This is a genomic window from Dyadobacter bucti (genome assembly GCF_005869225.1).
GTDB classification, from domain to species: Bacteria; Bacteroidota; Bacteroidia; order Cytophagales; family Spirosomataceae; genus Dyadobacter; species Dyadobacter bucti.
This window is the reverse complement of the sequence record NZ_SWFP01000021.1, coordinates 25954-47526: the sequence shown is the minus strand read 5'-3', so window position 1 is coordinate 47526 and position 21573 is coordinate 25954. Positions and strand designations below refer to the sequence as shown.

At 45.7% G+C, this 21573-nt stretch carries 20 protein-coding genes; 9 read left to right on the top strand and 11 right to left on the bottom strand.

Going from position 1 to position 21573, the window contains the following annotated elements; all coding sequences use genetic code 11:
- Window positions 1-740: T9SS type A sorting domain-containing protein (locus FBF61_RS33320; RefSeq protein ID WP_138485319.1), on the bottom strand; the 740-nt coding region annotated here is incomplete at its 3' end.
- Between the two features lie 339 nt (window positions 741-1079).
- Here FBF61_RS33320 and FBF61_RS33315 point away from each other — a divergent pair.
- The 7 genes from FBF61_RS33315 (at window position 1080) to FBF61_RS33285 (ending at window position 7486) form a co-directional block, all read left to right on the top strand.
- On the top strand, window positions 1080-1727 hold the full coding sequence (locus tag FBF61_RS33315; protein ID WP_138485318.1) for a flavin reductase family protein: 648 nt from the start codon (window positions 1080-1082) through the stop codon (window positions 1725-1727).
- Between the two features lie 5 nt (window positions 1728-1732).
- Window positions 1733-2977 carry an NAD(P)/FAD-dependent oxidoreductase gene (locus FBF61_RS33310; protein ID WP_138485317.1) on the top strand — a complete coding sequence of 415 codons (1245 nt, stop codon included), beginning with the start codon at window positions 1733-1735 and terminating at the stop codon, window positions 2975-2977.
- 11 nt (window positions 2978-2988) lie between these two features.
- A complete protein-coding gene (locus FBF61_RS33305; protein WP_138485316.1) occupies window positions 2989-3693 on the top strand; it encodes a MarR family winged helix-turn-helix transcriptional regulator in 705 nt (234 codons plus the stop codon).
- A gap of 156 nt (window positions 3694-3849) precedes the next feature.
- Window positions 3850-4800, top strand: coding sequence for a fasciclin domain-containing protein (locus tag FBF61_RS33300; protein ID WP_138485315.1), 951 nt, complete (start codon window positions 3850-3852; stop codon window positions 4798-4800).
- Between the two features lie 82 nt (window positions 4801-4882).
- A complete protein-coding gene (locus tag FBF61_RS33295) occupies window positions 4883-5947 on the top strand; it encodes a sensor histidine kinase (protein WP_138485314.1) in 1065 nt (354 codons plus the stop codon).
- A 28-nt stretch (window positions 5948-5975) separates the two neighbouring features.
- The gene (locus tag FBF61_RS33290) at window positions 5976-6740 is read left to right on the top strand and encodes a LytR/AlgR family response regulator transcription factor (RefSeq protein ID WP_138485313.1); all 765 of its coding nucleotides are present in this window, start codon (window positions 5976-5978) and stop codon (window positions 6738-6740) included.
- 32 nt (window positions 6741-6772) lie between these two features.
- Entirely contained in the window at window positions 6773-7486 is a 714-nt protein-coding gene (locus FBF61_RS33285; protein WP_229215342.1) for a hypothetical protein, read from the top strand.
- Window positions 7487-7561: 75 nt separating this feature from the next.
- Here FBF61_RS33285 and FBF61_RS33280 read toward each other — a convergent pair whose 3' ends face one another.
- On the bottom strand, window positions 7562-8395 hold the full coding sequence (locus tag FBF61_RS33280) for a PAS domain S-box protein (protein WP_138485312.1): 834 nt from the start codon (window positions 8393-8395) through the stop codon (window positions 7562-7564).
- Between the two features lie 1464 nt (window positions 8396-9859).
- On the opposite strand from FBF61_RS33280, the gene FBF61_RS33275 reads away from it, so the two are divergent.
- Entirely contained in the window at window positions 9860-10276 is a 417-nt protein-coding gene (locus FBF61_RS33275) for a response regulator (RefSeq protein WP_138485311.1), read from the top strand.
- A 185-nt stretch (window positions 10277-10461) separates the two neighbouring features.
- On the opposite strand, the gene FBF61_RS33270 is transcribed toward FBF61_RS33275, so the two are convergent.
- On the bottom strand, window positions 10462-10800 hold the full coding sequence (locus tag FBF61_RS33270) for a hypothetical protein (RefSeq protein WP_138485310.1): 339 nt from the start codon (window positions 10798-10800) through the stop codon (window positions 10462-10464).
- Between the two features lie 329 nt (window positions 10801-11129).
- Here FBF61_RS33270 and FBF61_RS34835 point away from each other — a divergent pair, with 329 nt between their 5' ends.
- Window positions 11130-11312 (top strand): hypothetical protein, encoded by a 183-nt coding sequence (locus tag FBF61_RS34835; protein WP_166444689.1) that lies wholly within the window; start codon window positions 11130-11132, stop codon window positions 11310-11312.
- Between the two features lie 79 nt (window positions 11313-11391).
- Here FBF61_RS34835 and FBF61_RS33265 read toward each other — a convergent pair whose 3' ends face one another.
- The 8 genes from FBF61_RS33265 to FBF61_RS33230 all read right to left on the bottom strand — a co-directional run bounded on the left by FBF61_RS33265 (window position 11392) and on the right by FBF61_RS33230 (window position 21522).
- Window positions 11392-12564: a cation:proton antiporter domain-containing protein gene (locus tag FBF61_RS33265; RefSeq protein WP_205748353.1), complete on the bottom strand. Its 1173-nt coding sequence runs from the start codon at window positions 12562-12564 to the stop codon at window positions 11392-11394.
- 38 nt (window positions 12565-12602) lie between these two features.
- Window positions 12603-12896, bottom strand: coding sequence for a hypothetical protein (locus FBF61_RS33260; protein WP_138485309.1), 294 nt, complete (start codon window positions 12894-12896; stop codon window positions 12603-12605).
- 91 nt (window positions 12897-12987) lie between these two features.
- Window positions 12988-13437: an Hsp20/alpha crystallin family protein gene (locus FBF61_RS33255; protein ID WP_138485308.1), complete on the bottom strand. Its 450-nt coding sequence runs from the start codon at window positions 13435-13437 to the stop codon at window positions 12988-12990.
- Window positions 13438-13748: 311 nt separating this feature from the next.
- Window positions 13749-16616 (bottom strand): tetratricopeptide repeat protein, encoded by a 2868-nt coding sequence (locus FBF61_RS33250; protein WP_138485307.1) that lies wholly within the window; start codon window positions 16614-16616, stop codon window positions 13749-13751.
- Window positions 16613-17746 (bottom strand): hypothetical protein, encoded by a 1134-nt coding sequence (locus tag FBF61_RS33245; protein WP_138485306.1) that lies wholly within the window; start codon window positions 17744-17746, stop codon window positions 16613-16615. Before FBF61_RS33245 ends, FBF61_RS33250 begins: the two co-directional genes overlap by 4 nt.
- 6 nt (window positions 17747-17752) lie before the next feature.
- Entirely contained in the window at window positions 17753-18973 is a 1221-nt protein-coding gene (locus FBF61_RS33240; protein WP_138485305.1) for an outer membrane beta-barrel protein, read from the bottom strand.
- A gap of 11 nt (window positions 18974-18984) precedes the next feature.
- Window positions 18985-20280: an OmpA family protein gene (locus FBF61_RS33235; protein WP_138485304.1), complete on the bottom strand. Its 1296-nt coding sequence runs from the start codon at window positions 20278-20280 to the stop codon at window positions 18985-18987.
- A 3-nt stretch (window positions 20281-20283) separates the two neighbouring features.
- Window positions 20284-21522: a hypothetical protein gene (locus FBF61_RS33230; RefSeq protein ID WP_138485303.1), complete on the bottom strand. Its 1239-nt coding sequence runs from the start codon at window positions 21520-21522 to the stop codon at window positions 20284-20286.
- Window positions 21523-21573 lie beyond the last annotated feature (51 nt).

Genomic DNA, 21573 nt, shown 5'->3' with positions numbered 1-21573 from the left:
TCGCTGTTATTAATATAATGTATCACATAGGCGGCAGGGGAAAGATGCGTCATGTCGATTTTCCTTTCTCCATCCGGAAATTCCCTGGTTTCAACCAACCTTCCTTTGATATCGAAGATTTTGTAAGACCGGCTTTTGCCTTCGTCTGCATCCTTCAGGACCAGGTAGTCAGTGACCGGGTTTGGGTACACTACGACACCTTTTGAAAGGGATTTGATTTTCACCGCCTTTATTGTAGAATAGGTGAAAGACTTGTCGAAGTCGGTTTGTTTGAGGCGGTAATAGCTGATGCCCGCGAGAGGGTAAGCGTCCGTCCAGCTGTATTTTCTGACGGTACTGCTGTTGCCAGGCCCTTTCACTGTTGTGACTTCTTCGAAAGCAATGCTGTTCCTGCTTCTTTCAACGGTAAAAAAATCATTGTTTTCTTCCGACGTTGTTTCCCAGCGCACCTGCACCTGATCATCGACAGCGCTTGCCTCGAAATAAGCCAGTGTAACCGGCAGCGAGGTGTAATCCACCGGCTGCTGCACGCCCTGGTTTTCCATACCCCCGTCCCCGGTGTTGAAAGTGTAAACCACCTGCCCAAGCGAGTAGCTGACTGTACCTCCGGACCCTGTTGCCACACCACCCGAAGCATCAATCACTTCCTGAGCATGCGCATTGGGGATGGCAAGTACAAGTGGAAAGACTACAAAACTGGCGCGGATGTGATTGTAGATGTTTTTTCGTAATGTTTCCAATGGTTGGTTGTATAGTAATAGTTAGATATTCATGTAATAGTATTTCTTTTTTGTGGATTATCAATATTTTAATTTTTTATTTAAGTATTTCTATGATCCTGCCCGTGAAATAGCAGTGGTGTCGCCACCCTTTGGGGGTGGTCTGCGCGATGTGCCTGAGAGCCGGGGTTAAAGAATAGACGACCCCGATTCCCGGTAAAATATTGGTATATTTTTGTAATATAATTTAGAATATAGTTTTATATCGTATTATATTTAACAATTTGAGGGCCTCCTGAGCCGAACGACACTCCCTTAGACAGTTTGCGTCAGGGCTTGGAACATTGAAAACCGCTTCATATGACAACAAATATCAAAGGCGATCACATTGCCGCGTTGGAAAAACAATATCGCATATGCCTGATCAACAGTCTGATCGGCTATAAGCCGTTGAATCTGCTGGGTACCGTCAGCGAAGCCGGAAATACCAACCTCTGTATTATCAGTTCGGCTTTTCACCTGGGTGCCAGTCCACCCCTCGTCGGGCTGGTGATGCGGCCCGGGCGCGATCACAACGACACGCTAAACAATATACGGGCAACCAGGCAGTACACCCTCAATAACGTCCTGCCCGACTGGTTTAAGCAGGCGCATCAAACCAGCGCCAGCTACCCGTCCGGCGTTTCCGAATTTGATATCTGTGGATTTAACGAACAATATGTAGCTGGGTTCAAAGCTCCGTTTGTCGAACAATCGACGGTCCGGATCGGGTTAGAGCTACGTGAGACCATTCCTATGGAAATCAACCGCACCACGATTGTGATTGGGGAAATTGTCGAAATTCTGATTGATGATGTGCTCATTGACGAAGACGGAACCGTAGATCACGTCGAGGCAAAAACGGTGGCCGTAGCGGGGCTGGATGCCTATTTCCTGCCCGAGGCTCTCGGACGGCTGGCTTATGCTAAACCCGGTATCGAACCCCAGGAACTAAACCGTCCCGGCTGAAAGCGATGGAACAAATTACAGACGTCATTATTATCGGTGCAGGACTAGCAGGCTTGACAGCTGCAAAAGTTTTAAAAGCTGCTGGAAAATCAGTAAAAATACTGGAAGCTTCTGACCAGTTAGGCGGCAGAGTGAGAACGGAAGAGGTAGGGGGCTTCCTGCTGGACAGGGGATTCCAGGTTTTATTAACGGCTTATCCGGAAACGAAAAGGTTTTTGGATTACGACGCGCTGGATTTGCAAAGATTTGATCCCGGCGCATTGATACTCAATACACGCGGTATCACAAAAATTGGCGATCCGCTCAGGCAACCCGGTGCCTTGATGAGCACACTGGCATCACCTGCGGGTACATTCGCCGATAAAATCCGGATGCTAGGATTGAAGCTGAAGCTCACCGGCAAAAGTATTGATGAAATTTTTGCAGGCAATGAAGCGACCACACTGGCATATCTGGAAGAGTCCGGATTTAGCCAACGGATCATCAGCCAGTTTTTCAAACCCTTCATGACAGGGATTTTCCTGGAAGATAGGCTGAGCACTTCCAGCCGGATGTTTGAATTCGTATTTAAAATGTTCAGCCAGGGCGATGCAGCTGTTCCCGCCAAGGGAATGAGAATGATCCCTTTGCAGCTCGCAGACGGACTTAGCCCGGAAGAGATCTGTTTCGGGCAAAAAGTAGTTTTTATCGACGGAAACGATGTAAAAACATTTACTGGTCAGGTCTTTAAGGCTAAAAGTATTTTGATAGCCACAGACCAGCTTAAAGTACCCAGCCCGTTTTGGCAAATACCGTCAGCCTACCATTCGGTTACCAATATGTATTTTACTACAGATCGTAAACCTTATACTGCGCCCTTGATTGCTTTAAATCCGGCACCGCAGAAACTGGTTAATAACATGGCTGTGATGAACCAGATTGCACCAGGTTATTCCCAAAATGGTACATCATTAATTTCCTTATCACTGATCGGCGATCATTCCAACACCGATAGCGCGCACCTGCAGGCAGATGTTCTGCATGAAATGAAAGCCTGGTTTCCAGAGGCGATACAGTGGCAACATTTAAAAACCTATCATATTGGCTACGCCCTACCCCAGGTTGAGCGGATCACCAATGACTTGGGAGCCTCAGCGAGTCGGCTGAGTCCGCATTGCTTTATCTGCGGAGACCATTTGATGAACGGATCGATCAATGCGGCCATGAAAAGCGGAAGGTTAGCCGCCGAAGCGATAATTACCAGCCAGTAATAAAACCAAAGATGAAATCATACCAGCTTATTCATGAATTGATCACACTTGTCGAGCAACTCGAGCAAGAACACCCGGGGCGTGAGGTTAACATCCAGGATTTTGCAGGATTTCTGGTTAATTCGATGGGCAACCACGTTGCGCACAGCCCGGGAAAACACTTGGGACACGACGTCAGATTTGGCAAAAATGAAAGTGAAGCACAAGCCCTTGCCTACCAGCTTGACAATAACATTGGCCAATTATTTGTGTACATGAGCCGGTATGCGAAGTTTTACATTAAAAAAGCACTGGACGGTACGCCATTGCTCACAGCCGAAGATTTTACCGCGCTGGCTATTCTCCTCACTCACGACAATCTGTCCAAAAGCGAACTGATCCATCATAATTTGCAGGAGAAAACCTCGGGCACCGAAGTCATCAGACGGCTTCTTGCAGCAGGGTTAATCAGACAATGGGACAACGAAAAAGACAAAAGAGGTAAACAAATTGCTATCACCGGGCAAGGGAAACAATTGCTTTATATGGTATTTGAAGATATGAACCATGTTGGCAAAATGATATCCGGAAAACTGACGGTTTCCGAAAAACTGACGCTTCGGTATTTGCTACAAAAATTAGAAGATTTCCATCAGCTGCATCATGAAAATAAAACCATTGCCAGTAAGACGGATCTGAAACGGGTGGCCGAAGCGCTTATTGACCCAAAAGACTGAATATCGTTTCGCAAATTTCGTCTGTCCATTCCTGATAACGGGCTGCTCATCCCTGCACGAAGGCGATTGACACCAAATGAAGAACCGATCGGGCAGCACCCAGGGTTTTTGAATTGATAGTAAGTTAAACTTTTAAACACCTTACCAGTTCAAATTATGAAAACGTTCACAACAACGACAAATCTAAAAACATGCCTTTTTGCGGCTGTACTAGCCTTTTCTATTTCATCGTGCAAAGACGATGATGACGCCCCGACAGTAGATCCGGGGCCTGGCAACATCCCCGCAGTTGCCTCGGCAGATCCCCAGTTTTCGACGCTTGTTGCTGCGCTTATAAAAGCAGAACTCGTTACAACTCTGCAAGGGACAGGGCCATTCACAGTTTTTGCGCCCAATAATGCGGCTTTCACTACCGCTGGCATTACGAGCCTGGACGGACTGACCAAAGATGCTTTGACCCCTATCCTGACTACGCACGTGGTCAGCGGATCGGTGAAAGCGGCGGACGTGCAAAGCGGGGCCGTTGAAACGGTAAATACCAACAATGACATCTACTTGTCCAAAAATGCCGACGGCGTATTTATTAACGGAAAAATAAAGGTGGTCGCGACGGACGTGGCGGCTTCAAACGGCGTGATCCACGTCATTGATAATGTTATCGTCCCTCCTTCCGAATCGCTTGTGGAGATTGCACAGGCAGATACCAGCTTTACCGAGCTGGTGTCACTTGTGCTGGCAGCTGACCCTGCGGTAGCCACTGCGCTCACCTCTGCCGGAGACGGCCTGACCGTATTTGCTCCTACCAATGCGGCATTCCGTGAATTATATAAAACGACACCGAAAGCCACGCTTCTTGCACCGGCTAACCGGGCGCTGCTTACCAGCGTTTTACTGTATCATGTTGTGCCAGGCCGCGTTTTCTCTACCGACCTGCCCAATGTATCCGGGCCAGTAGCCACTGCCAATACCAGCGGGACACTCACTTTTGACCTGGCCGGCGGGGCGAAAGTAATCGGCATGACAAGTGGTGCTTCCAACATAACGGCCGCCAATATACTCGCTACCAACGGGGTAGTGCATGTAATCGACAAAGTCTTAATGCCCTAAACTAAAATGAACGCCTGATTGGCAAACGGTTGAATTTCAATCTGTTTGCCAATCTTTTTCTAATTTTCTACTGGCCGCAGTCATGTTCAACATCAGGTATCGGTTTGGGTTTATGTTTTTGCTCGGGGCCTATTCGTTCCTGAACACACTGCTGCTTGAATCATTCGACTATTATCAGCTCGGCGTGGCCCAATCGGTCATATTCCTGCTTTTTCTGGCAGTTACTGCTGGCATTTGGGAAGGTAACCGGCTGTGGGACAACTGGATCTCTGCCAGGGATATCGAACCATTCTGGAAAAGGGTCAGCTATAATTTTGCAGGAAGTGTGGTCATTACGGCACTGGTAACACTGCTGCTGGGCATTCCGACGGCCTTCTACAGCCTATCCGGCAACTGGCTGGACTGGGTGCTTCCGTTAAAATTACTGCTGATGTTCTGTTTCCGCGTGAATTTGTTTTTAAATACCATCCACGTCATTTTTCTGTACATGAAAAAGCTTGAAGAAAGTCACCGGCAACTGGAGGCTTACAAAAGAACAACCAGCCAGGCCCAGCTTCAATCGCTCAGAAATCAGGTAAACCCACACTTTCTTTTTAATAACCTGAGCGTACTCTCAGCGCTGATTGCTCAGGACACAGCGGCTTCGGTGGAATTTGTCAGACAATTTTCAAACGTATACCGCTACATTCTCAAAAGCGATGAGAAGGAGCTGATCGAGCTGCGGGAAGAACTGAGATTCATTCAATCGTACTTGTATCTGCTAAAAACCCGTTTCGAGTCCGGACTCAGCATCCAGGTCGATATTTCCGAAGGCTGCCTCTCGGCCTATATTCTTCCTGTATCCCTTCAAATGCTTGTTGAAAACGCAGTGAAGCATAACATTATTTCTAAAAGCAGACCCTTACACATAGACATATTTTGCCTTGACAATGAGTCTATTACCGTGAAAAATAATTTACAAAAAAAAATAATAGAAGATGATCAATCCACGCGGCTGGGCCTGACCAACATTGCCAAAAGATACGATTTCCTCGGACAGCACGGCGTAGTGATAGAGCATACCGACGAGTTTTTCAGTGTGACAATCCCACTGATCCGGCTTAGCGCGCAACAGGCAATGCATAACGACATGACTTCTTTTGATTAATGCTGTTCAACATTAAGATTTACCTTCCATGAAAGTACTCATTTTAGAAGACGAAGCACTTTCGGCCAGAAGAGCCTCCCAACTACTGACCGAGTACGATCCGACCATTGAAGTACAACAGGTCCTGGATTCAATTGACGAAGCGGCCATCTGGCTTAATCAAAACCCCGAGCCCGACCTGATGTTGCTCGACATCCACTTGTCCGACGGACTGTGCTTTGGTCTCTTCGAAAGGGTCACCGTTAAAAGCCCTGTGATCTTTACCACAGCATATGATCAGTACGCACTACAGGCTTTCAAAATAAACAGTATTGATTATTTGCTTAAACCCCTGGACAAGGCTGAGCTCAAAGGGGCATTAGATAAATATCATAGTTTAAAACACGACCGTAAAAGTATTTCCACCCTGGACATAGAGAATCTCAGGTTGACAATCCAGTCGCTGACCAAAAAATATAAAACCAGGTTTCTGGTCAGGTTTGGAGACACTATACACTTCAAAAATATCGAAGAAGTAGCCTACTTCTATGCCGACGACAAGGTGGTATTCATGGTTACCAACGAAGGAAAAAAATACCTGATGGACAGCAATCTGGAAAGCTTAGAAGAACAACTCGACCCGGCACTGTTTTTCAGGATCAACAGGAAAGTAATTGCCAGAATCGAAGCTATACAAAAAGTCAAGTCACTGCTCAGCAGTAGGTTGCAGGTATTTTTAAAGCCTGTTTTTAACCAGGACTTGTTTGTGAGCAAATACAAAAGCCACGACTTTAAGAACTGGCTGGATAATTAAAAAGAAAAATGTTACAACCAAACCTTCACTTTATGAAATTGCTATTTACCCTACTCATTTTTTTCATTACCGGCTGGACATCCATAGCAGTCGGCCAGCAGGCCCGGGAAGTTAGTTTGCACCTGAAAAACGGTTCGCTGATCCGTGGCCGGTTACTAGAAGCAGACGGCGCCTATCGCTTGGAAACTTATGACAAAAGCATCTGGGTATTCAAAGAAGAAGAAGTCGACACACTGATCGCTGAAAAGCTTGCCAACCCTAACATCCGCTACAAACACAAAGGATTTCTGCATTATACGGAACTTGGGCCGCTGGCGATGAGTAACCGGGCCTCAAATGGCGTTACCACTTCCGCGTTTTCCTTTCAGACCACCAACGGTTACAAGTTCAACCAGTGGGTTTACACCGGTCTGGGGATCGGTGCAGACTTGTACGCTGTGCAGACGTTTGTACCAGTGGTTCTGAGCATCAGAGGTGATTTTACGGACAAAGGCTCTAAGATTCCCTTCTATTTTCTGGAAGGCGGCTATGGTTTCAACGCCACGTCTAATGATGTGGACAGCGTGCGTTTTGGTGGCGGGGCAACTTTTTCGGCCGGTGTTGGAATGAAGATCTATTTCAGCGGTAACACCGGGTTCACCATCGCCGCAGGCTACCGCTTTCAAAGATCATCGGCGACGCAGGATGGCTTGGAAAATCTGGAAGACTTCAACAGACTTACTTTAAGGGCAGGGTTCTCGTTTTAAAACCATGTTCTTGTTTACTCGTCATCTGCGCATTGATTCGTCGTCTGACTGTTAGTTAACAAATGCCTTTAAGATCTATGATTTAAGTAGTTTCAGAACATCAACTCCATAGAGTTGAGCAAAAATTTTACTGAAATAGGCAGGTGTATTAAAGCCTGCAATGGACGATATCTCTGACACGGTACGATATTTACCGGTCCGGATCGCCTCCAGTGCGACTTGTAATCTTATGATTCTTATCAGTCGGTTAGGGGTCATGCCCACTATTCTGTTGACCCTTCTAAATAAAGCTCTCTCACTCATTGCCAGGTCACTGCAAATTAAATGAAGGCTGATATCTATCCTGCCAATATACTTTCTCACAATATTTTCAAACTCCTGCAACCAAACCTGGTCAGCGAGTGTTTCGCTGGCCATCGACATCCCCGGGGATTTTCCTTCTAAATCAAATCCTGTTCGAGCAATTGTGTGAACATCAGGGAGCATTTCCCTTCCAGTCATTGAAATACCCAGACTTTCAGAAATTCTTCTCAGTTCGTGTACTTTCTTTTTATAGGTAATGTTCTTGGCAATCGCGAATACTACCCTGTCCCTTGTAATGGGCATTGAAGTCCAGGAAAGCCACACAACTGACTCGTTTTTAGCAATATACCTGTTTTCGAAATTAAGCAGCGGGATATCTCTTTTAATGCGTTCCCGCTTTTGATGTGTAATATCCTGATCGTCCGGATGAACGAAGGAGTTGATAGGTCTCGAGAATAATTCTTCATTGCTATACCCCAAAGTTTTGGAGACGGCAGGATTTATTTTTTTGAAATAACCGTCATAACCGGCTACACAAAGCAAATCCGGTGATAATTCATAAAAATATTCAAGGTCGAAGGTTTTGTCAGATAAAGTCTGAGTCATAGAAGTCCTGAGGGGTGTAAAAATCGGTGTAAAATAATTTATTTCTTGACTTATCAGCAAATAACCGGGCCTGACGTTTTCCTGCGCGAACATGCAGTTTTTTCAGGATAACACGGACGTTATCCCTGGCAAAACAGGACACCTGAAATTGGCTAAAAGTCTCAGAACGAGCGTGATGATGAACCTAACGATTTTTACTCTAAGCATTTTCTGGTCAAGCCAGTTGTGTGGGGAGATGCTGAGAATGGGTTCCGAAGCCTTCAAAACTAACTAGTACAGCAGCCTGGAGCTGTAATTCTGTGTTTACAAAGCTACCGATTTTAGCTTAGAAAATAAATTCCGTTGTATCAGGGTGTGATTGTGATCGGATGGGCAGGGGCTGTAATTGTCCGGGGCGTCGAATCAATATCGGTTCTTTAAAATTGGATGAACGCTGCATCTGAAATCAACACCTGCTTCTCGTCGGCAACATGGCCGGCAAGTCTGCTGGCGGACGAACAATTCCCGGGAATCGTGCATGACTCCCGTCGAGGGTATCCAATTTGGCAGTTTTGTTAACTAAACTGACAGTCTTGTTAGCTTTAAATGTAGGAGTTTTGCGGATGGTAATCAAAATTTGATCACCGTGTCGGATTAGTTTTAGCGCGATGGGAATCTAAGTGTATATTATATCAGCAATTAATTGAAAACTTATATCGATCCGGTTAGATCAATGATATTAAAATTCATATAAGCTTTTTATAAGTCGGACATTGAATAGCCGGATTGAAATAAATGTGTAAAGTCATTCATAAAACCGACAATAAAATTTATCAAATCTGAATCTATTTTTTTAAGGGCATTAACAGATTAATTTCGATTAAAATACACAGCATAAAAATAAACTATCGTTAACAAAATATTTGTTAGCAACATTGGCTGTACAAAAATGTATTATTTAGACCTGATGCAAAAAATAAAGTAATTTTTTATTATAGAAAAGAATACCACTGTTAATAATTAACTTATTACCAGTAGTCCGGATATGATAATTGAACCAAATGCATTCAACAATTACGAATGCATTTGCGTATCAAATATTTTTAAACTTTAATATAATTTTAAACAGTATGTTAATGTTAAGAAGTTGTGTATCATGTTCAAATATTATTTATCAAATCTATTTAGCTGGCCGGATTCCGAACGAGAACCAAACAAAACTGAAACAAAACAAGAGTTCTCCAAAACACAAACAAACCTGTTAACGCCAAGGCACTATTAACAGTTTCAGAAGGCAGCAATTCAAAATTTTCTTTACATGATATTTGATGTTTCATATCCCAATGAAATAATCGATTCTCTGTTTTGAATAAAAGGTAATTAAGAAATTAATTTTTATTTTTAACCGCTTGGTCACAAATTCCCTTCCTGTTTTGGAAGGCCAACCGAAGTAATTTGCGACCAAATACTAAACGCTATACGAGGATGTTGAACGAAGATTTAAAGACGCTCTCAAAAGATCAGAAGATAGCTATGCTGGCTGGAGTTAAAGTTATTGTGGCAGACGATAACAGCCTTAATCGAATTGCATTAAGGGCAGTTCTGCAGCGGTGGGGAATGGTGGTTGATTTTGCTGCAAATGGCCAGGAAGTGATTGATATACTGGATTCCGCTGCTCACAAGCTGGTTTTTATGGATTTGAATATGCCTATTGTTGACGGATATATGGCGATCCGCAAAATCCGTGACAGTGGCATGGATCTGCCCATAATTGCTTTGACGGCGAGTGTGAGTAAAGCAATTATAGACAGAGCAATGCTTTGCGGAGCGTCTGAGGTTCTGCACAAGCCCACAGATCCTACTATACTTTTGGATATGCTCTGCACCTACCTATTAGCGTAAACTATTCTTTTTATGGCTGCTTAGTTGTTACAACTACAAAAAACTGTTGCCACGTCAGAGATAGAAGTTCGCTCCATGCGGTGAAAAGTTGCGGGGAATTAAAAATCGCCTTTAAAAAAACGATTCTTTTCGGTTCTCTAATTAAACTCGATCTCTGCTGGCTCTTGTGTCAAATCAAATCAGCTTCATCCTACTTTAAACTCTTGTACAAGTTTACCGTGGAGAACCAAAACACGATCAGCTATGTCTTCGCATTGTTCATCGGTCAGGTTTTCGATTACGGTGCTGATTACATTATAATTTACTATCCCCTCCTTACTTAAAGTAGGTCCGTTGTATTTAAGAATACTTAATATCTCATTCCATTCATTCATTAATTCGTCAGAAAAATACTTCGGTTCAATAATACTGAAGTAAGCTGATTGCGATTTCAAGCAATTTTTAAGAGATATCGACACATTTGGTGCCAACTCTTGTACTAATTTGTTTAATTCAATGTAGGCGAAAATATTAGACTTTTTCATTTTTATGAAGGGTATATGAATGAGAATTTGTAAATAATCTTTAACTATTACCTAGCTGAAAGACTATTTTACAAAAGTATTTTTTTTTCGTTATAATGAAATATTTTTATGCAGATTATTGAAAAAATTAGATAGTGCGGCCAACAGGTTCCGTGGCATATTTACTCTAATCGAATTATAATCATTTATCCTTCAAACAACTTAAAAAAATCTGTTTTCAACTGTTCAGTTCTCGCAGAAAGGATATGTACCTGTCTGCAAATTGTGCTGATCAAAAGCTCGGAATTATTTAAACAGCACGCGTACCTACAAAATGGACACCGAATTCATTGCAAGGGAAATTGATAGCAGCAAGGTGTAGCTCGCTGCGTCAGGAAGTGGAAGAAACCTGCATTGTGATTATTATTCCGATCGAAGAGGTTTCGCAGCCGGCATCAAAAGCCATTACCCTCAACCGTCAGACCGGCCCGGTTTTCGATCCGTTGCAATGCAAATCAACTCCCGGTTGCTGAGCAGGTGACGCAACAAGTGTATATACGACAAACAGCCGGGATATTTCTTTCGGGACCTGTAAGTGCGGAGTTCTGGGCCTCAGCTAATTAACCGGCCGTCACGCTGATGGGGAACAACCGTTTTTCTTAGTAAGCTGATCCATATCGTTGAAAACAAAAGGGAAAGCGCAGTAATGGCAATGCCGGTTTTAAAAAGCCCCTCCCCTATGATATCGGTCTTATAGGCAAGGGAACAGACAAGTATACCAAACTCCCCGGCCTGCGACAGTAATGCGCCTCCGTAAAAGCTTTCCCGCCAGCTGTATTGCAATAGTCTTAGGACAAAGGCGGACAACACACTGTTGACCAGGAAAAGCACCAGTGTTCCCGTCAATATCAGCGTCCGGTTTGCAGAAATAAAGGTCAGGTCCAAACGTAGTCCCACGGAGACAAAAAAGAGGGCCACAAAAAAAACCTTAAAGGGGCTTAATGTTCGTTCCAGCCATTGGAATGCATCCAGGCGGCCGATCATCATGCCGGCAAGAAAACTGCCGACAGCACCGCTCAAACCCGCCAGTTCAGCTATCAATCCGAAGCCCAGGCAAATAAAACTTCCTGCAAATACCTGCATTTCGTGATCTTTACCGAGCAGTTTTTGGATACCCGGCTGAAAAAAATCGCGGTTTCTTATCGAGCGGAGCAAAAGAAAGATAATGACACTGCCGGCGACAGAGGCGGTCATCCTGGCCGCAGGTACAGGCTCACCCCCCAAAAGCGGGAACAATGTCAATACCGGTGCCAAAAGCACGTCTTGCAAAAGCAGGATATTGAGGATCAATCTGCCAAGGCCGGAATGTAGCTCACCATTTTTTCTGAGGTACTCACTGACCACTGCCGTACTGTTAAATATAAATAGGGTACCGATCAGTACCACCGTTATAAACGGCCAGCCCAAAAAGTAGCCGGCTACGGCAACCATGCCTATGCTCATCAGCATCCGCATAATCTGCGCAATCACGGGCTTCATCAGCAAAGATCGCCGGTCAGGGACATCCAGTTCCATACCCAGGAAAAACATCAGCAGCAGGATACCGAACTCCCCTATGGATGCCGTATCTTCAATCTCAGTGAAAACACCGGTGGCGTAAGGTCCCATCAGAACACCGGCAAGAATATAAGCCACCAGGTAGGGTTGGTTAAATTTCTTTAACAAAAAGATCAACAACAGGATCAGTAGGCACATCAGGTTTACCCGAAGTAACAAATCGTTCATAACAATACTACGTTTGCTTATGTTGCAATAAAACCTGATTATCCCTCCAGATTGAAATATTTAAAGGCATCAACGGTGATCAGTTTGCAATTCTGTTCGAGCTGATCCAGGGTGCAGCTCAATTGGCCGAGCAAAAGGTCTGTACCCTCATGCTTTTCCAGCAGGTCCAGTCTTAGCACATCATCTTCGCCGGTGTGGGATTCTCCCCGCAACCTGCCAAAACTTTCCATTGCCCAGTCTTTATCACTGCCAATAAAAAATCTCCCCACCTCCATCATGCCTTGCGGCACTTTCATATTTATCGTTACAAAATAGGTGTTTTCCTTCATCATTCAACCGGTTTCAGATGTGAAGCTTCATTTTTTCAGACGGCGGTCATGTTAAAATAACTAAGGCTTGCCGATCGGCAAGCCTTAGTTAATATTAGCCGATTTCTATCAGCCGGGGTTCTTTTTTCCTGGCCTCTTCTTTTTTGGGAATGGTCAGGTGTAACAACCCGTTTTCATATCTGGCCGAGATACCATCTTCGTCCACAACATCTTTAGGCAGCAGGAAACTGCGTTGGAAAGACTGGTAACTGAATTCCCTCCGGCTGTAATTCTCTTCTTTCTTTTCCTCCTGATGTTCTCTGGAAGAAGAAATCGTAAGGGTGTTACCCTCCAGCCGGACCTGGAAATCCGATTTCTGCATGCCGGGCGCTGCTACCTCCACTTCGAAGGCTTCTGCATCCTCCCGAATGTTTACCGAAGGCACCGTAGTGCTTGTGGATGAAAAATTGCTGTTGCCCCAGTTGAAAAGTTCGCGGCCAAAGAAATCGTCGAACAGCGCTGGGAATGTTGCGGGCAGTAGCCCGTTCCTTTTGATGAGTGACATAATCAACCTCGTTTTTAAGTGAAACAATAAAACAATTTTAAAGGCCTTTCGCCTTGTAAAAATGCAGTATCAAGTCCTGTGCCAGCCGGCCGATGGCAGAAATTTTTTCAGCATACTGACATTTTTTCTGCCAGGACAATGACAGGGTTCATTACTGGGATTACTGCGCGGCCGACCAAAACTCCAAGGCAATCCCGGTTAACATCCCCGGCGCCTTGAATAAAGTTGTTTAGGAAACCGGTGCCTATTTACCTCCGAATTCCCGTAGACAGTAAACCGTACGTAATGCTGAAAGGGTCGACAAATTACATTTACTTGATCACATGCTGGTTCACCAGCTCCTTAAAAGCAGCAGTACCGGCGAAGGACCTGTCAATGCTCTCCAGAAGCTTATCCTTGCGTATATAAGATTTAGTGATCATTCCGGTCTGGAATGACTTTGCAAACCATTTGAGCGCTTCATCCTGCTTCCTTTGTTGAATGTAGGCGCAGCCGATCGCATAGTAGCACTGACCTTTCAGGCGGTCTTTGTTGCCTACTTCCGACAAAAATTTAATGCTCTGATCAGGTTGTTTCTGATGCAGGAAGGCTATTCCGATATTGTACAAAGCATCGGACGCTTTCGTGGCTGAGTCGAGTTGAAAAGCTGCCACATAGTCATCAATGGCATTCCTGTATTGTTTGGTGAGCATATAACAGTCGCCCCTTTTGGATCTGGATGCGGCCTGGCAGCAAAGATTCGCAGGATCTTTCTCAATCGCGAGAGAAAGCGACCCGATTGCCTCTTCGTATTCTTCATCCTTATACAAGGCCAAACCCAAAGACAAATATTTGCTGGAATTGGAAACATCCAGTGTGGTCGCCTTTTTATAGTCGGTAATGGCCCTGCGCAGGTTGTTTTCCAATTCATATGCCCGCCCCCGGTTGAAGTAGGCGTCTGAGTAGGCGGAATTTTTATCTAACGACCTGTCGAACTCTTCAATACCTTTCGTTACCATTTGATTTTGCAGATAGCAAAGTCCCAGGTTGTTGTACGCACTGGCCAGTTCGTGATTTGCCAGCGCAGTGCCGATTTTCTTCTCGTTTACCTTAATGATTTCATAAGCGTCCATTGCGTTGTCATACGATTTCAATGCAAAGTAAGCGTCCGCCATCCCCTTTGCTGCCCGAAAATTCGTAGGTGCGAGTTGAAAGGCTTTCTTGTAATCACCTGCGGCATTCTCATATTTTTTCATCCCAAACCATAATCTACCGCGATCATGGTAGGCCTCGCTGTAATCAGATCTGCTGAGAATCGCCATATCATAGGATTCAATGGCGGCCAGACTATCGGCCATACCTTCAAGTCCCTTCGCACGATGATACCACGCCTCTGCATGGGTAGGCAGCACACTGATCACATGATCAAATCCCTCGATTGCATTTTGAAATTTTTTCTGGCTGAGCGCATTAAACGCTATTTGAAAATATTGGGCGGCTATCGAAGATATCTGCTGGGTTTGCTCCGTTGTAATGGCCAATTTTCTCAACTGCGCAAAGTCCCCACCTGCCAATCCCACTTCATTCAGCTTGATGTGGGATAGCCCACGATTATAGTAGGCTTCATTGTATGCATTGTTCAAAGTGATAGCACTGGAAAAATCTGCAATCGAAGACGGGTAATTTTCGGTTTGCACATGCAGCATTCCCCGGTTAAAGTAATGGCTGGCATTTTTTGGAAAGAGCTCTATTGCCTTCGAATAATCCTCAAAAGCTCCGCTGACATTGCGGGTCAGAATACGGAATCCGGCTCTTTTGCTGTAAATGCCTGCCGCGGTGTTGTCAATGTTCAGATAGCTGGTCAGGTCCGCGGCTGCTTTCGGGAAGTCCTTTTTCATAGCATACAAATCCGCCCTGGCTTTGAGCGCAGCCAAATTGGCAAAATCCAGTTCAATTGCCTGACTGAAATCCTTTAAAGCCTTGTCCAGATCTGTGGTAGCCACATATGCCAGCCCCCTGCCCAAATAGTAATCCGAGTTGTTCTTCTCTTTTTTCAGGATACGTGAGTAGTCTTTGATAACCTCCGCGTATTTTCCAAGGTTAAATTTCTCGTCCAGCTCAGTTTTTACACTGGATTTCTGGTTCAGCGACCTGATGGTTTCGCCCAGCGCTACGGAGTCCGGTTTAAGTTCCAGTGCTTTTTTATAGTATCCGACCGCCTCCGAATAATTTCGGTTTTTTTGCGCAATGTTACCCTTCGCGAGATACTCACGGAGCAGATCGATCGCCGTTTGTTTTTCCTTTTCAAATGCCCGTTTTACCTGATAAATCTTCCTCCGTGGAAGCAGGTCATCAAAATCATTGCGTTTTTCCGCCTCTGTATATGCTTCCAGAGCTTTATCATAATCTTTTGAAGCAAAAGCCTTGTCCCCTTCGGTGAGCCACCTGTTATATTCTTCCAGCGCCTTTTTCTCAGTTTCCCGTTCTTTATCCCTCGCTATTTCGGCTGCGCTTTCCACCTCAGAAGTTTGCCGGCTGCTGTCCGCTGCCGTTATATCTCTGGCCAGAACAACATCATTCAAAGAATTTTGAGACGAATCCCCATCCCCGACAAACCCGACCCTCGTAATGTAGGTCAGCCATTTTTTGCCCTTCTGCTCCGCGCGCACCTCTGCTACCCGGTTATGCTGCCGGTAAGGAACCTTAATCTGTGAATGTTGCCCTTTGAAAGATGATTTGAAATACACCTTAACATAATAATAATCCAACTTCTTGACATTGCTCACAGTAAAATCAGAAAAGGAAATAGTCCTGTCCGCACTTTTCGGATAAAAAAGCTCAAAATCAGCCAGGTAACGCTCCACTGTCAGATCGGTACCGGTTTTGGCCGATATATGCTCGGGGTTAACGTCATCTTCTACAATGACCTTTCCGTCGCTAAATATCTTGTTGACCGAGTTGCCGTAACTGTCGGCCCGGAGTGCTTTACGTTCGAATTCCCCCAGATCTTCGAATGCCACCGTGTTCAGCAGATCATTCAGACCTTTCTCGACTTTCCTCTGAGCAAGATGCTTGATTTCCTGGCTGTCTCTCACTGTAAGCGAATCCAGCGTGCAGGAAACGGCAGGCCGGACGCTTAGCAGACAAGCCAGCAATGCAAAAATTGTTTTCATTCTAATGCTTCCCTGACGTTTCCTCATTTTGATCTTTTTGTCGAATTTGATGGCATACTCATGCCTACCGCCAGTCTGATACCGACCGTATGAATAGGCTTGGTCACTGATTCGAATGAGCTCTTCATCATTTGATAATGAACATCCGCCTCCACAATAACTTTTGCGATTTTACGGGTAAAGCCAATGCCCGCCCCAAAAGATGGACAGGCAGCCGACAACCGGTCTTCCGTAGATTCGCCATCCTCTGATACTGAAACTTTCATTTTCAGGAAGTTGCCTTTGCCTTCCGCATGCACATATACCGATTCTTTCAGGAAATATTTGAGACCTACCCCTGCGCTCGGACCGGCCAAGGAGAATTCCTCCTTGTACATAAGTTCATTCCCAGCCAGATAATTCTTTTGGACAGATGCCTGGGAATATCCCAGCGTCAGGTAGGCTCCAAATAGTTTGCTGATCTGATAATTCCCCCTCAAACTTCCCCCCAGCGAGGTGAGCAGCCCGGCACCATCTTCCTTGTCCGTCCAGATTTTTGATCCGGCAAAATAGTTTCCATCAAACCCGGCTGTAATGGATATTTTGGATAGTGGATTGCTTTTAGTCTTTTCAGCAGCTACCGATGCTTGCTGACTTGCTGGGTCAGACGGGCTTTCCCCTTCCGTAACTTTTGCATCAAAATTCTCAACATGGCCATCGCCATATTCCACCCGGATCAAATCGCTTTTCATCACCTCATACAACGCGCCGGCTTCCCGGCGACGGTACTCTACCTTTTGATCTGTTACTTTAGTAACGTTTCCGGTCACCATCGTTTTATTTTTCAGGAACAACCGATCCGGCTTGTTTGATACCTGGGTCGCGGCCGGAGCCGCTGGTGCCGCTACCGCAACGACCGGCTTGTTGATCACTTCCGTCTCCCCGCTGCCATACACGATTTTCCATACCTCCTTACGGGCAATGCGCAGCGTAGTCCGCCTTGCTGTGTCTTTTGGTAAAAAGTAAAGGATTTCAGTTTCGCCGATTTCATCGACTACTGCATTGAAGGTGGTGTTATCCAGCTTATAGATGAGATCCGTACGGATCTGCGCCTGAACGTGCAATGTCGCTGACAGGAACAACGTGAATAGAATGTATCTTACAGGGATAGAGTTCATTGGGTTCTAGAATTTGAGAAACAGAGATACGCTTAGTCCATTATTTTTAACTTTCAAACCCTTCATTACTTCGGCGATACCATGCTCGTACCGAAACTCAAGCAAAGGCTTGTCTCCGGAATAGAATGCCAGCATCAAAAGGGCACCGTAGTCATACTTGTTGTTGATCAATTCCTGGGTCAGATCGTCGCTCTCGTACTCGCCATCCGATTCCTTGAACTCGGAGACGTGCTTGATCAGGTAACCATAGTAGCCCCCTACCCCAATGGCCGGATTCAGTTTGCGCCCGCCCGCTTTCAGGATGAGCGGCAGCAGGTTTGCCTGTCCGTAGGTCATTTTGGTCCTGCTTGTGATTTCAGGGAGCTGATCTGATGATGTTTCCTTAGAGCCTTTGTTGGCATAAACCAGTTCAAGACGGGCATTATAATGTTTTGTGCTTGCCAGACTAAATCCCAGTCCTGCCTCCCAGTTGTAAAAAGGCTTGGTCGGCCACGCCACTTTATCCGTATAAAATGATGTCATGGAACCGCCGACACGGATACCGACGTAACCCTTGTGCTCGCGCTTCGGCTCCTTCCCTGATTGGCCCTCGGCATATTCGTGTTGTATTTTAATTATGATCTCATTCGGTTTTGCTGGCGGCGTTTCGGCAGTTTTAATGGTTTCTTCCGTTTTCGTCACTTCGGTTTTCTGCCCACCCGACGTAGCAATTTTCTCACTACCGGTTATGACGGTCGGCTTTGGTTGTTCCGGTGTCGGAGCTGGTGCCTTTTCAGGCTGCGCTACGGGCTTTTCTTCAAAATCCTGTTCGATGCCATTCGCGTAGGTAATTTTACCGACTTCACTGATAGCTATTTGCCTTTCCTTACTATCAGAAGGAAGTACATATTTAATCATGGAAGCCGTAACCTCAGAAACACCCGCCTCAATGGTCTTTCCGTTTTTCAAACGAATTTTATCTGTCTGAACCACTCTCGGTTTGGCCGCATTCAATACTTCGGTTTCGCCATTGCCGTAAATGATCTTCCAGACCTTATCCCTCGCAATACGGATCTTTTCCTGACGTGGTGCGTCTTGCGGGAGAAAATAAACGATCTCGCCGGACGCTACTTCATCCACGATCGCCGCAAACTTTGTCTGATCCACCTGATAGATCGTGTCAGTTGAATTTTGTGCAAAACATTGACAGGTGGATAGTAAGAATAGTATCAGATAAAAATTTCGCATACAGTTGGTGTTTATTGTTTAGTCAACAGCTCAATTACAACTCTCCTGTTCCTCTCCTTGTTAGTTTCGATGTCATTCGGTGCGGCCGGATAGCCATCACCCTTACCTTTATACGTAATGCGTTTGATATCGGCTCCTGCCTGTTCAAGGAAATGATAGGTGATCCTGGCCCGGTATTCCGAAAGGGTTCGGTTCAGATGACGGTCGCCCACATTATCCGTGTGGCCGACGATGTTTAGATATCCGGAGGGATTTGCCTGCAGCCAGACGGCGATGGTATCTAACACGTTTTTGCTTTCCGACCGGAGTCTGTAATCACTTTTGTCAAAATAAATGGTCCGAGGTCCGGTACCTATGCTTTCAGCAGCGGGTAATGCAACTCGCGCTGGTACTTTCAATATGTTTTTTGAAGCCGGTAAAATCAGGGAAAAGAAATTCAACCCTGCGGATGCACTGAGTGTTCCGGAATGCAGCAATTCATCCTTTGGCCCTTTTACGATCAGCTTGTAATCCCCTTTTGCCGGAATATCCGCCCAAAAATGAACACCGTCCGATGACATCACAACTGACCTCTGACCGGAAAGCAGGCACTGGACTTTCTGTCCACCGGCGTCCACAGTCAGGGACATCATATTCAGCTGCGTACTCAGCCGGATCCGGTATTTACTTTTTTGATTGTCCAGCTTATCCACGATGAGATTCCCGAAATAGGTCTGGTACCCATTGGCTTTGACCTCTATGGCGACGATATCTGTTTTTGTAAAAGCGACCTCGTAACCGGGTTGTCCGGCTATCAGTTTCTGGCAATCTTTTACGCCCGATTTGGTATAAAATAAACACAGCTCCGCATTAATCTGCCTGGCTGATATGGCATCCGTCACTTCAAACAAACGTGTTGCATGCTGCTGAGCGCGTTCAGCTCCGCCAGCTATCGACACGTATTTCTGCTGCTCCTGAAAATAAGGCTGATCGCTGGCCTGCTTGTCAATCTGTACGAGTTTAACAGGGACGTAAAATCCCGCGGCGAATGGTTTTCCAAGCAAATTGACGGGCAGGCTTTGAACGCGGTATCCCTCCGCCTCCACCCTGATCCCCCTGGCATCGCAGGGCAATGTGATCCGGTAAGATCCGTCCGGTGAAGTTTTGGAAGATGGTCGCGATGTGCCGTTCATTGCCTGGGTGATCAATACATTTGCTATTCCTTTTCCTGTGTAAGCGTCAGTGATACTGCCGTAAATATTCACGCACTGACCGCGGCATACCATTGAAAAACACAAATACAGCGCACAAAAAAGAGCACGTAGCATTGCTTACTGGTTTACACTGATACCTACATTACCCAGCAAAATATCCCAATTGGTGGTTTGCTGCCCCTCTACCGTTTTCTTGTAAGATTGCAATTTTACCTTCACACTCTTTTGGGTTACATCGCTGTACATGACATCCTGATTATTGGCGCCGTAGCCGGTAAAAGTCTGGGACCCCGTGATCGTTCCGTAGTAGTTTCCGTCGCTGGCTTCGGTCAGGTCTTTCACGTAGTTAACCTCATTCCAGGCAATGTTGGTCGAGCTGTAAGGAAGCAGTTTAAGCCTGGTGAGGTAGTCTTTGACCGGATATTTCCGCTTACCCCGAAGGTTGGCAGAAGAAACTTCAATGGTAGCGTCGGCCAGAAACAATTTTACCGCCTGGTCGATTGCCTCATTCTTTTTGTCTGGATCAATGTTCTTGTCACTGATGATGTTGAGATACTGAACAAATTCATCCACTTTTTTGATACCTTTTTTACCATAGGAACTGATCTCCTCGTCCGACAAGCCTTTCTTTGGAGCCGCCACCCGGGTAACCGGCTCCGCGGGCTGCCCGGGCTGCCTTTGAGCAGCTGGTTCCGGCTGTTTTTCGGCGACAGGTTCTGTCCATTTCTGCGCGGGAGCCGGAACAGGTTCCGCAGCAGCGTCGGCGGTTTTTTGTGCAACCACATTGGACTGAGCTTCTGGAACTGATTTTTTTGCAGGCTGGCTGATCGCCTTTTGAACCTGCCCTTTCGCACTTTCCAGCAGTGTGGCTGCTTCTGCCGGGGGCGAAATGAATTCGTGGTGCCCGTCTTTAAAAATGATCAGCGCCAGCTCATTTCTATTGACAGACGCGGTAGTGCCCTGCGGCGTATTGTAATTGACCACATTATCGCTTTTATAACTAATGCTGCATTCGATGACTTTGAGCGGATTGGCTTGTACCAGTAAGTCATTAGACGGGCCTGCGGCGTTATAAAAATTCATAATCTGCTGCGAAGCCTGGGCAGGGTCCGAAGGCAAATCCGAAACCAAAAGATAGTTGCCACGCGCGTTGAATGCGACCAGCACATTCTCCCGGGGCACACTCCTCTTCACCATCCGCTCCCCCTTCATTTCACCCACCTTCACAATACTTTCTGTGGCTTCCACGAGTTTAAAGGGAAAACTGCTGCCGTTGGACCAGTAGAGGGTTTCCTGGGCGTGGGTGGTGAATACATTTGAAAGTAGGATAATAATGGTTATGTATAAATGTTTCATGTGCACGGTGAGCGAAAGGTGAGACGGTGAAGAGTTGGATTCTGAATCTGA

Bases quoted from the DNA above. Each gene is read 5' to 3' on its own strand.
- FBF61_RS33245 (WP_138485306.1), bottom strand. From the start codon at position 17,746: ATGAACTCTATCCCTGTAAGATACATTCTATTCACGTTGTTCCTGTCA.
- FBF61_RS33310 (WP_138485317.1), top strand. From the start codon at position 1,733: ATGGAACAAATTACAGACGTCATTATTATCGGTGCAGGACTAGCAGGC.
- FBF61_RS33290 (WP_138485313.1), top strand. From the start codon at position 5,976: ATGAAAGTACTCATTTTAGAAGACGAAGCACTTTCGGCCAGAAGAGCC.
- FBF61_RS33280 (WP_138485312.1), bottom strand. From the start codon at position 8,395: ATGACTCAGACTTTATCTGACAAAACCTTCGACCTTGAATATTTTTAT.
- FBF61_RS33255 (WP_138485308.1), bottom strand. From the start codon at position 13,437: ATGTCACTCATCAAAAGGAACGGGCTACTGCCCGCAACATTCCCAGCG.
- FBF61_RS33230 (WP_138485303.1), bottom strand. From the start codon at position 21,522: ATGAAACATTTATACATAACCATTATTATCCTACTTTCAAATGTATTC.
- FBF61_RS33295 (WP_138485314.1), top strand. From the start codon at position 4,883: ATGTTCAACATCAGGTATCGGTTTGGGTTTATGTTTTTGCTCGGGGCC.
- FBF61_RS33285 (WP_229215342.1), top strand. From the start codon at position 6,773: ATGAAATTGCTATTTACCCTACTCATTTTTTTCATTACCGGCTGGACA.
- FBF61_RS33270 (WP_138485310.1), bottom strand. From the start codon at position 10,800: ATGAAAAAGTCTAATATTTTCGCCTACATTGAATTAAACAAATTAGTA.
- FBF61_RS33275 (WP_138485311.1), top strand. From the start codon at position 9,860: ATGTTGAACGAAGATTTAAAGACGCTCTCAAAAGATCAGAAGATAGCT.
- FBF61_RS33250 (WP_138485307.1), bottom strand. From the start codon at position 16,616: ATGAGGAAACGTCAGGGAAGCATTAGAATGAAAACAATTTTTGCATTG.
- FBF61_RS33240 (WP_138485305.1), bottom strand. From the start codon at position 18,973: ATGCGAAATTTTTATCTGATACTATTCTTACTATCCACCTGTCAATGT.
- FBF61_RS33305 (WP_138485316.1), top strand. From the start codon at position 2,989: ATGAAATCATACCAGCTTATTCATGAATTGATCACACTTGTCGAGCAA.
- FBF61_RS33315 (WP_138485318.1), top strand. From the start codon at position 1,080: ATGACAACAAATATCAAAGGCGATCACATTGCCGCGTTGGAAAAACAA.
- FBF61_RS33300 (WP_138485315.1), top strand. From the start codon at position 3,850: ATGAAAACGTTCACAACAACGACAAATCTAAAAACATGCCTTTTTGCG.
- FBF61_RS33265 (WP_205748353.1), bottom strand. From the start codon at position 12,564: ATGAACGATTTGTTACTTCGGGTAAACCTGATGTGCCTACTGATCCTG.
- FBF61_RS33235 (WP_138485304.1), bottom strand. From the start codon at position 20,280: ATGCTACGTGCTCTTTTTTGTGCGCTGTATTTGTGTTTTTCAATGGTA.
- FBF61_RS33260 (WP_138485309.1), bottom strand. From the start codon at position 12,896: ATGATGAAGGAAAACACCTATTTTGTAACGATAAATATGAAAGTGCCG.